The organism is Hydrogenophaga sp. (assembly GCF_041633695.1).
GTDB lineage: Bacteria > Pseudomonadota > Gammaproteobacteria > Burkholderiales > Burkholderiaceae_C > Hydrogenophaga.
This window is the reverse complement of the sequence record NZ_JBFJMY010000148.1, coordinates 1-9,654: the sequence shown is the minus strand read 5'-3', so window position 1 is coordinate 9,654 and position 9,654 is coordinate 1. Positions and strand designations below refer to the sequence as shown.

At 65.5% G+C, this 9,654-nt stretch carries 10 protein-coding genes; 1 reads left to right on the top strand and 9 read right to left on the bottom strand.

Annotated features, from left to right (window positions below):
• The 7 genes from ABYB95_RS11045 to ABYB95_RS11015 all read right to left on the bottom strand — a co-directional run.
• Positions 1–758, bottom strand: a 758-nt coding sequence (locus tag ABYB95_RS11045) for an ATP-binding cassette domain-containing protein (RefSeq protein WP_372658564.1), incomplete at its 3' end; no start/stop codon positions are given.
• Positions 755–2,125, bottom strand: coding sequence for an HlyD family secretion protein (locus ABYB95_RS11040; protein WP_372658563.1), 1,371 nt, complete (start codon positions 2,123–2,125; stop codon positions 755–757). The genes ABYB95_RS11045 and ABYB95_RS11040, both read right to left, overlap by 4 nt.
• A gap of 151 nt (positions 2,126–2,276) precedes the next feature.
• Entirely contained in the window at positions 2,277–3,017 is a 741-nt protein-coding gene (locus ABYB95_RS11035) for an alpha/beta fold hydrolase (RefSeq protein ID WP_372658562.1), read from the bottom strand.
• A gap of 122 nt (positions 3,018–3,139) precedes the next feature.
• Entirely contained in the window at positions 3,140–4,372 is a 1,233-nt protein-coding gene (locus tag ABYB95_RS11030) for an acyl-CoA dehydrogenase family protein (protein WP_372658560.1), read from the bottom strand.
• A 16-nt stretch (positions 4,373–4,388) separates the two neighbouring features.
• Positions 4,389–4,790: a Zn-ribbon domain-containing OB-fold protein gene (locus tag ABYB95_RS11025; RefSeq protein ID WP_034694630.1), complete on the bottom strand. Its 402-nt coding sequence runs from the start codon at positions 4,788–4,790 to the stop codon at positions 4,389–4,391.
• Between the two features lie 5 nt (positions 4,791–4,795).
• The gene (locus ABYB95_RS11020) at positions 4,796–5,965 is read right to left on the bottom strand and encodes an acetyl-CoA acetyltransferase (RefSeq protein ID WP_008905493.1); all 1,170 of its coding nucleotides are present in this window, start codon (positions 5,963–5,965) and stop codon (positions 4,796–4,798) included.
• A gap of 122 nt (positions 5,966–6,087) precedes the next feature.
• Entirely contained in the window at positions 6,088–6,570 is a 483-nt protein-coding gene (locus ABYB95_RS11015) for a MaoC family dehydratase (RefSeq protein ID WP_008905492.1), read from the bottom strand.
• Positions 6,571–6,698: 128 nt separating this feature from the next.
• Here ABYB95_RS11015 and ABYB95_RS11010 point away from each other — a divergent pair, with 128 nt between their 5' ends.
• On the top strand, positions 6,699–7,508 hold the full coding sequence (locus tag ABYB95_RS11010; protein WP_008905491.1) for an SDR family NAD(P)-dependent oxidoreductase: 810 nt from the start codon (positions 6,699–6,701) through the stop codon (positions 7,506–7,508).
• An 8-nt stretch (positions 7,509–7,516) separates the two neighbouring features.
• On the opposite strand, the gene ABYB95_RS11005 is transcribed toward ABYB95_RS11010, so the two are convergent.
• Both ABYB95_RS11005 and ABYB95_RS11000 read right to left on the bottom strand, forming a co-directional pair.
• Positions 7,517–9,022, bottom strand: coding sequence for an AMP-binding protein (locus ABYB95_RS11005; RefSeq protein WP_372658558.1), 1,506 nt, complete (start codon positions 9,020–9,022; stop codon positions 7,517–7,519).
• A 20-nt stretch (positions 9,023–9,042) separates the two neighbouring features.
• A partial coding sequence (locus ABYB95_RS11000; RefSeq protein ID WP_372658557.1) for an alpha/beta fold hydrolase occupies positions 9,043–9,654 on the bottom strand: 612 nt, incomplete at its 5' end.

The window sequence follows — 9,654 nt, the reverse complement described above, 5'->3', positions numbered from 1 at the left end:
CGTCGCGATGCTGCCGGCAGCATCGCGACGAAGGCATCCTCCAGGCTGGCGCAGCCGGTGCGCTGCAGCATCTCGGCGGGCGTGCCGACCGCCAGCACCCGGCCAGCATGCATGGCCACCAGGCGGTCGAAGCGCCCGGCTTCCTCCATGTAGGCCGTGGCCACGAGCACGGTCATGCCGGGGCGAAGGGCGCGGATGCGGTCGATCAGCACCCAGAACTGGCGGCGCGACAGCGGGTCGACGCCGGTCGTCGGCTCGTCCAGGATCAGCAGGTCCGGGTCATGGATCAGCGCGCAGCACAGGCCGAGCTTCTGCTTCATGCCGCCGGACAGCTTGCCCACGGGTCGGTCGGCGAAGGGCAGCAGACCCGTGCTGCCCAACAGTTCGACAATGCGGGCCTCGCGCTCGCGCTGACCGTGGCCGAACAGGCGGCCGAAGTAGTCGAGGTTCTCGCGCACCGACAGCGTCGCGTAGAGGTTGCGCCCGAGCCCCTGCGGGTTGTAGGCGATGCGCGGGCAGACGCGGCGCCGATGCGCGGGTCGGGCCAAGTCGCCGCCAAGCACGGTGACGTGGCCGCTTTGCAGCGCGCGGGCGCCCGCCACCAGCGCCAGCAGCGTGGATTTGCCGACGCCGTCAGGACCGACGAAGCCGATGATCCCTCCCACGGGCAAGACCAGGTCAATGCCATCGAGGGCCACGACGCCGCCATAGCGGTGACCAACGCCCTGCACACGCACCGCAGGCGGATCGCCTTTCATCGCGCGTGCTCAGAAGCCGCCGGGACAGCTTCCGGCACATTCACTGACAACTTCGGAGGCCATGGCTCAGCGCCGACGCGAACATAGGCCATGCCCGGCAAGCCGGTCTTGACTTGCTCGCGATGGTGGCCAAGCAACGCCGGGTCGATCCGCGCACGCACCTTGAAGACCATCTTCTGCCGTTCGGACTGGGTCTCCACGGTCTTCGGCGTGAATTGCGCCACGCTGGCGACAAAATCGACCTGGGCCGGGATGACCAGGTTCGGCGCCGCGTCCAGCACAAGCCGCGCTTCGGCACCGATGGCCACGCGGCCAGCGACGGTTTCGGGCAGAAAGAAACTCATGGTCACGTCGGCCAGATCCACCAGCGTCACCACGCGCCCGCCCCCGGCGAGCATTTCGCCGGCATGGGTCAGAACGGTTTGCACGCGTCCGGCGCGCGGCGCGCGCAGCACCGCATCCGCGATCTCCACCTCCATGCGATCAACGGCCGCCAGTGCGGACTCGATGGCGGCCTCGGACTCGACAATCTGTGACCGTGCGACAAGCACCCCTGACTCGGCCTCGATGCGCTGCGATTTCGCCGCGCTCAGCGCAGCGCGGCTGGACTGCACGCGCACGTTGGCTGCGTCGAGCTGCTGGGCCGAGATGAAATTCTGCGCCACCAGTTCCGACGTGCGTCGCAGTTCCTTCTCGGCCAGGGCGAACTCGGCTTCGCGCTGCAAGATCAGGGCCGCCACGGTAGATACCGCTTGCTGCCTCTGGCGCACCAGCGCAGTCGCCGTTTCCCGCGCCGTGCGCGCCTGCCGCTGCTGGGCCTGGGCTCCGCGAAGTTGCGCCTCCAGCACTCGCGTGTCCATTCGCGCGATCTCGTCACCGGCAGCAACGAAGTCGCCCTCGTGCACACGCAGGCTCTGCAAGCGCCCGCCCGACTTGGCCGCCACATCGAGCGTCGTGGCCTCAAGGCGACCGTTCCCCCCCACAATGCCGTCTGGCAAACGGTCGGGGGCTGCCCAGCGCCAAGCCACGACGACGCCGGTGACGATCACAGCAGTGATCGCATACATGAAAGGCTTTTGCCAGCGATCAGGCAATTGCAAGGGAGGGACAATATTCCAAGTGTTTCGTTGATTGTAAGTTTGCTGCGGGCCCGAACCTTGACCGATCACAAAGGGTGCGAAAACGTCAAGCAACCGGCGCCAGAACGATCTGCGAGCCGCCAACAATGCCCATGCCTGCGGGAAGCCAACGCTGTGTACGGTGTCGGCATTTTTGATGGCACTGCGTGGGCACTTTCTTCCAGAATCGCTCGTGTCTATGCTGTTATTTGCAACGGCATAACGATCAGCGCGCTCAATGGCTTCCATAGATGTATCGGCGCGACAACGGCAGGGTGTTGGCCAGCTGGCCGGGCTTGCGATCCACGTTCTGGTAGATGGCCACGTCGTCGTAATCGAATGCATGGGCGCAGTGGGGCCGTGCACCCAGATCCGTGCTCCCTGATGCCTCTCATCGGACTTACCCTTTGTCGTTGGCCGGGGCGGTGTTGTTCATACGGTGAAGCAAGCGCTGCAACACGTCCATGGTCTCCCTGCGGGCGCGCTGCTGCGGGTGGTGGCCAACTCCAGGCAGCGCCGTCACTTCAAGCGGCATCAGACCATGACGAAACAAGGCCATCGCGCTGGGCCGCCAGCCATATTCATCGTCATTGCCGAACAACACGGAAACTGGACAACGCACGGCGGCAAGCTCGGCGCTCATGTCCCATTGAAGTGCCTGCGGGCTGGCCCAGGGCTCGTACCAGCCCCAGAACATGGTGTCGGTGTTGTCGCCATGGTGGCGCCGAAGTTTTTCACGCAGGCCGTCTTGCTCAAACGCGCGCCGCGCGACGGCCATTGCATCCACCATGAACTGATCCACAGCCATGGTTGGCGAGCAAGCCAGAACGCCGCATACCAGCTCAGGATGCGCCGCCGCAGCCAGCACCGACATGGCTCCTCCATCACTGTGGCCGAACATCAACGCCTCTTGGATTCCGAAGTGGCGCAACACCTCGCCAAGCACCGGCCCGGCCTCTTCACGCCGGTAACTGGGCTCGCGCCCACCCACCAGACGCTCGGATCGCCCATAACCATACCGGTCATAGGCCAGCACCGGCCAGCCGCTGGCTTCGGCCAACCCCTGAGGCAGATCTTTCCAGGTGGTGATGCAGTCCAGCCCGCCATGCATCATCACGATGCTCGGCTGCCCGTTGCCCACATCACCCCAGGTGGTGGCTGCCAGCCGATGGCCTCCCGCAAACAGTTCGTGTTCCTTCATTTCGTGCTTTTTCATCATGTCAATCTGCCTCCGGGTTGGGCATTGCAGAGGATCCACACAGCCTACAGGTCGGCCTGTCCAGTCAGCAACTGGCGCGCGACGGTGCGGCGCTGGATTTCGCCCGTACCGTCGGGTATGCGCATCACGCGGGCGAAGCGGTAGCCCTCTTCCAGGCGCAGTTCGTTGGTCAGGCCCATGCCGCCGTGGATCTGGATGCTGCGGTCCATCACGCGCCCCAGCATCTCGGTCGAAAATGCCTTGACCATGCTGACCTGCGCGGTGACGGCGCGGCCGCTGTCCAGGCGCCAGGCACAGTTCTGGATCATGGTCTTGGCGGCGTAGATGTCCATGGCGCTGTCGGCCAGCATGAGCTGGATGGCCTGGTGCTCGGCAATGGGCACGCCAAAGGTATTTCGCACCTTGGCATAGTCCACAGCTTGGTCCAGCGCCCATCGGGCCAGGCCCAGGCAAGATGCCGCCATGCCCATGCGCCCGGCGTTGACGCCGTCCATGGCCACCGCCAGTCCGCGCCCGACTTCGCCGAGCCGGTGGTCGTCGCGCACACGCACGCCGTCGAGCACGATGACGCCGGTGTCGCCGCCCAGGTGGCCCATGGTGTTGATGATGCGCGGCACGGAAAAACCGGGCACGCGCGTGTCGACGAAGAAACCGGTGACGCCGCCCTTGTGGCGCGCCGCGGCTTCGGGGTCGGTCAGCGCGAACACCATGGCGTAATCGGCGTAGGGCGAGTTGGTGATCCACTGCTTGGTGCCGGTGAGCACCCATTCGTCACCGTCGCGCACGGCGCGGGTTCGCATGCCGAATACATCGGAGCCTGCATCGGGCTCGCTCAGACCAAAGCACAGGGTCTTGTCGCCGCTGGCGATGCGATCGCGGTATTGCGCGAAGATGTCCGGCTTCAGGTGCCGCAGCACCGGCGACAGACCGTTGGTGAAGGGCGATGGCAGCACCACCGTCTGCACAAGAGGCTGGGCCGGACCCACGCGGTGGTTGAGCACCTCCTGCACATGGGCCATGACCTGCGCGCCCTGCCCGCCACCACCCAGTTTTTCGTCGCCGAACAAGGTGTAGAAGCCCAGTTCCGCGGAGCGCTTGCGCACCTGCTGGCGCAGCGCCAGCGCCTCGGGCACATAACGACCGCTGGCATCGAACAAGCTGCGTTCGCTGCCCAGCAGGTCGTGGTGGCGCTGCTGCAGCGGCAGCACTTCGCGCTCCACGAAGCGCAGCACTGCCTCGGCAATCGCCACGGTATCGGGATCGATGGTGAAGTCCATATGGGAAACCTCGGCGCTACAACAGCCGGAACTTCGGCAGCGTGACCTCGTCGGTCACGTCGTCGTACTGCACCGTCACACGCTGGCCGATGCGCACCGCCTCCACATCGTCGGTGACGATGTTGGTCATCATGCGCGCGCCCTCGTCGAGGTCGATCACCGCCACCACGTAGGGGGTGTCGGCCTTGAAGGCCGGACCGGCCGGCCGACGCGCGATGGTGTAGCTGTAAATGGTGCCGGTGCCGCGCGCATCGACCCATTCGACGGCGTCGGAATGGCAGTGCGGGCACAGGACGCGCGGATAGAAATGGTGCTTGCCACAGTCATGGCAGCGCTTGAGTGTCAGGCGATGTTGTTTCAGGGCGTCCCAATAGGAGCGGCTCTCGCCATCGATGACGGGCAGGGGTTTGTCGTACATGGTGTTCACCGGGTGGAGAGAATGCAAGTGGCACCGCTGGAGAGCGTGCCGCCGGTGCCGTGGACCAGGGCGGTCACGGCGTCCTGAATCTGGCGCGGGCCGCATTCACCGCGCAACTGGCGCACCGCCTCGATCAGCAGGAAGATGCCGTACATGCCTGGGTGTGCGTAAGACAGACCGCCGCCGTTGGTGTTAAGCGGGAATACACCGCCCGGCGCGGTGCGCTGGTTGGCGACAAAGGCTCCACCCTCGCCACGCTTGCAAAAGCCCAGCGCTTCGAGCGTCAGCAGCACGGTGATGGTGAACGAGTCATAGACCTCAACCACGTCAATGGCGTCATGCCGGATGCCCGCCATGGCAAAGGCGTCCCGACCGGCCACTTCGGCGGCCGTCAGGCGCGCTAGGTCGGCCATGGCGGCGATGGTCCAGTGGGTGTGTGATTCGCCGTAACCGCGCACGAACACCGGCTTGCGACCGAGCGCCTTGGCGTGCTCGGCGGTGGTCATGACCACCGCGCCACCACCGTCGGTGACCAGACAGATATCGAGCAGGTGCAGCGGGTCGGAGATCATCGTGCTCTGGAGCACATCCTCGATCGACAGCGGCTCGCGCATGGTGGCCGCCGGATTGAGCGCCGCCCACTTGCGCGTGGACACCGCGATCTCGGCCAGCTGCTCGGAGGTGGTGCCATATTCGTGCATGTGGCGCTTGGCCGCCATCGCATAGCCGCCCACCGGCGTGGGCATGCCCCAGGGGGTTTCGTACTGCATGGTCAGCACCGCCGGGCGCCCGGCGAGGTTTCGGCTCATCTCGCTCTTCTGCAGGCTACCGTAAGTGATCAGCGCCACCTCGCAGCGGCCAGCCTCGATGGCGGTGGCGGCATGCGCCACATGCGCCTCGAAGGCCGAGCCGCCGATGTTGGTGCCGTCGACGAAGCGCGGCGTAATCCCCAGGTACTCCGACAGCGTCACGGTCGGCAACTGGCCCGGGCCGGGCACCCCCCACATACCGGCGGTCAGCAACCCATCGACTTCGTGCATGGCGATGCCGGCGTCCTTCAAGGCGTCGCGGGCGACCAGCGCCTGGGCCTGCAGGACCGACATGGGCGCAAGGACCTTGCCGTCCTTCAGTGGCAGGTCGGCAACGCCGACGATCACAGCTTCTCGTTTTGTCATATGTAGAAATCTCCTGGTGTTGGATATCCCGGTCTGTGCGGTCTGTACTATTGATCCGGCCATTTGACGTCGCGAGTCGTGGACGGGCTGCCACAGGCAAACGACTCACGAAAGTTCAAAATTCATGGAGCCGGAGCAGCAGGCAAAAAAGTAATGGTTTCAGTGAAGTCGGCAATGGTTTCGCCACGCTGATTGATCACCAAATGTTGCAACTCCATCAGGGTATAGCCGCGCGAGGTCGTGGGGAGCAGTCGGGCCTCCCCTTCGACATGAATGGTGTCGCCCGGAAACAGCGCACCGCGCAGGCGTGCCTGTACGCCGGTCATACCGCCGAACGGGCCAACCTCGCGCCCTTCCAGCACCTGCTTGATGATTTCGGACACATAGGTTGCCAGCAGCCCCATGCCGAGCGAAATGACCATCGGGCCGGGCGCAAAGCGGCTGCGATGCGATCCGGTCATGTTCTCCCGGATGTACTCCATGTCGATGAAAAATGGTTCATGCAAGCCGACCACATTGACGAAGGTGACGATGTCGGTTTCGGTGATGGTGCGTCGGTGCGTCTTGAAATGATGCGACTTGGCGCTGTCGGTCAGGTTGGCCATTTTGAAGTCCGGTGATTGATGGGTGGTGATGGATGAAAGTGGTTCTCTGCGGGCAATCCTTCTATCGGCCTGGCCCGCTGTTTTGACATAATTGGGTTTTTATGTCGTCTAGCGCAGGAGAACAGCGGATGAACCCAGCACCCTTGCCTGGCGGTCAACTTCAGGGCCAGATCGCCCTCGTCACCGGTGCCACGGCCTTCATCGGTCGTGCCATTGCGCTGGAGTTGGCGCGGCGCGGCGCGCACGTGATCGTCAACGGCCGCAATCCCGAAGCCGGACAGGCAGTGATCAACGAGATCGCTGCGAACGGCTACTGCGCCGCGTTTGAACAAGCCGACCTGACCCATAGCGACGCGGTTCGTGCCATGGTGGATCGAGTTGCCGAGCGCCACGGTCGCCTTGACATCCTGGTGGCCAGCGGCGCAGGCGCCAGTGCCGACTCGCCGTCCTTTCGCCTTTTCAAGGAAATGAGCAACGGCGACTTCGACAACTACATCCGCGCCCACTGGCTCACCCGCGCATTTGCGATCCAGGCTGCCGCCCGCGTCATGGCACTGCACGGCCGCGGCAAGATCGTCGCGGTGGGCACCGACGCGGGCCGCGTGGCCACGGTCGGCGAATCCTTCATTGGCGGCGCCACCGCCGGCATGATGCAGATGTGCCGCGTGCTGGCGCGTGAACTGGGGCGCGACGGCATTCGGGTCAACGCGGTGGCGATGAGCTACATCTGGGATGCCGAGCCGCGCTGGGGCCCGGGCTCGCCAGCGCTCGAAGGCGGTCACGGCAAGGACATGATCGAGAACCTGCGCAAGCGCATGCTGTTCCCCGTGCACTGCCAGGACATCGCCAACGCGGCGGCGTTCTTGGCCGGACCGGAGTCCGATGCCATCACCGGCCAGACCCTGAGCGTCAACGGCGGTTTGAGCACACCGGGCTGACATGGCCATCAGGCGCCACCGTGCGCGGCCTTGACGGCCGCGCGGTCAATGCTATCGGCACCGCCCAAGGGGAGTGCCGGTACAAACACCACGTGCTTGGGTTTTTTGTAGCGTGCGATGCGACCGCCCACAAACTCGATCAACTCCTCGGCACTCAGCGTGCACCCTGCCTTCAGCACGCAGACCGCCTTGACCGCCTCGCCCCACTGAACGTCCGGCACACCGAGGACCACCACCTGCGCCAGCGCCGGGTGCTCCATAATGACCCGCTCGACTTCAGCCGGATAAACGTTCTCGCCCCCCGGCTTGATCAACTCCTTGGCCGGTGAACGCCCGCTGTACCAGAGGTAGCCCTCGGCATCGACGCGCCCCATGTCGCCCGTGTGGTGCCAGCCGTTGCGCAGCGCGAAAGCGTTGTCTGCTTCGCAGCGCCAGTAGCCCTGGAACACCATCGGACCCCGCACCACGATCTCGCCGGTGGCGCCGGTGGGCAACGGGCGGTCCAGTTCGTCCACCACTGCGACCGTGTTCAGCGCGGTGGGCCGCCCGGCGCTGCCGGGGCGCTCGTCAAATGGCGCCAGACTGACCGAGCCCGAGGTCTCGGTCTGGCCGTAGGCACTCCAGAAAGTCGCCTGGGGGCAGGTGGTGCGCAAGCGCGCGATGGTCTCGGGCACGTCGATTCCCGACACCACGCGCAGGCTGTCCAGTGCCGAGCCCTGGGCCGCTGCGGCGTCCAGCAGGGCGCCCAGCATCGGCGGGAAGGTGCCGATCAGGCTGCCGCCGTCCTCGTCGATATGCTTGACCAGGCTGGGCGGATCGAAACGTGTCAGCAGCAGCGTCGCCCCGCCCGCCTGCTGCGTGGCCAGCATGAAGCCGATGGCGGCCACGTGAAACAGCGGCAAGACGCCCAGATTGACATCTGAAGTGGTCAACTGCCAGGCCAGTTGCGTCTGCAGGCTGGCGGCGATCAGGCCGCGGTGCGAGAGCAGCGCGCCGCGCGGCCGCCCGCCCACGGCGGCGGTGTGGATGATGACGAGCCCCTCATCGTCATTCAGATCGGCGGGCGGCACGGTGCGATCGAGATACAAGGCGCTGACGGGTTGCCAGGGCGCTGGCGCGACGCCCAGCGTGTAGCGCAGCTTGTCGTCCAGGCCGCTCTGCGGCAGCAGGGCCTGGAACTCATCGGCGACGATCAGCACCCGCGGCGCCACGTCCTCGATGACATAGGCCACCTCCTCGGCCGACAGCCGCCAGTTGATCGGCACCACGATCACGCCCAACTGGGCGGCTGCGCCGAACAGGTCGACATATTCCAGGCAGTTGGGGGCCAGTATCGCCAGCCGGTCACCCTGGCCCACGCCTGCGGCCGCCAGACCAGCCGCCAGGCGCGCCGTGCGCTCGGCATACTGGGCGTGCGTGACCCGCTGATCGCCGAACACCAGGGCGGTGTTCGATCCGTACAAACGCGCGTTGCGCTTGATGAGATCGTGCAGCGTAAAAGATCGCAAACTCATTCCATGCTCCTCGTTCAGATTCAGCTTCGACTCGCCGGAGGTGGCGCCGGCGGCATTACTTCGTGCAGAAACGCCGCCACGCTGGCGGCGAAGGCGTCGTTGGCATCACCGGCGATCATGTGGCCGGCGCCCTTGAGGTCGACAAAGCGCGCCCGCGGCAAGGTTTGCACCAGGGCGCGCGCATCTTCTTCGCTGATCACGTCGCTGCGTTGGCCGCGCAGCAGCAGGGTGGGCGCCTGCAGACCGCGCAAGGCGCGCTCGTAGCCATCCGCGTCGCGCCGGTGGTTGTGGTTGGCCTCGCTCATCAGTTGCGGGTCCCAATGCCAATTCCAGCGGCCTTGCACATTCATACGCAGGTTCTTCTTCAGGCCCTCGATCGGTCCTTCCATTGGCCGCCCACGGTAGTCAGCGATGTGTTGCGCGGCTTCTTCCAGCGACGCAAAACCATCGGGCCGCGCCCGCATGAAACTGACGATGCGATCGACACCGGCTTCTTCCATGCGCGGCGCAATGTCCACCAGCACCAGCGCGTTGATCGACGGCGCATCGGCGCGGCCGACTGCGGCCATGCTAATGAGGCCGCCCAGCGAAGCGCCGACCACCGCCAGCGGCGTGCCCAGTTCGCGCCAGAT

Coding starts and splice junctions, on each gene's coding strand:
- ABYB95_RS11040 (WP_372658563.1), bottom strand. CDS start 2,125: ATGGAAGCCATTGAGCGCGCTGATCGTTATGCCGTTGCAAATAACAGC.
- ABYB95_RS11030 (WP_372658560.1), bottom strand. CDS start 4,372: ATGGACTTCACCATCGATCCCGATACCGTGGCGATTGCCGAGGCAGTG.
- ABYB95_RS11025 (WP_034694630.1), bottom strand. CDS start 4,790: ATGTACGACAAACCCCTGCCCGTCATCGATGGCGAGAGCCGCTCCTAT.
- ABYB95_RS11020 (WP_008905493.1), bottom strand. CDS start 5,965: ATGACAAAACGAGAAGCTGTGATCGTCGGCGTTGCCGACCTGCCACTG.
- ABYB95_RS11015 (WP_008905492.1), bottom strand. CDS start 6,570: ATGGCCAACCTGACCGACAGCGCCAAGTCGCATCATTTCAAGACGCAC.
- ABYB95_RS11010 (WP_008905491.1), top strand. CDS start 6,699: ATGAACCCAGCACCCTTGCCTGGCGGTCAACTTCAGGGCCAGATCGCC.
- ABYB95_RS11005 (WP_372658558.1), bottom strand. CDS start 9,022: ATGAGTTTGCGATCTTTTACGCTGCACGATCTCATCAAGCGCAACGCG.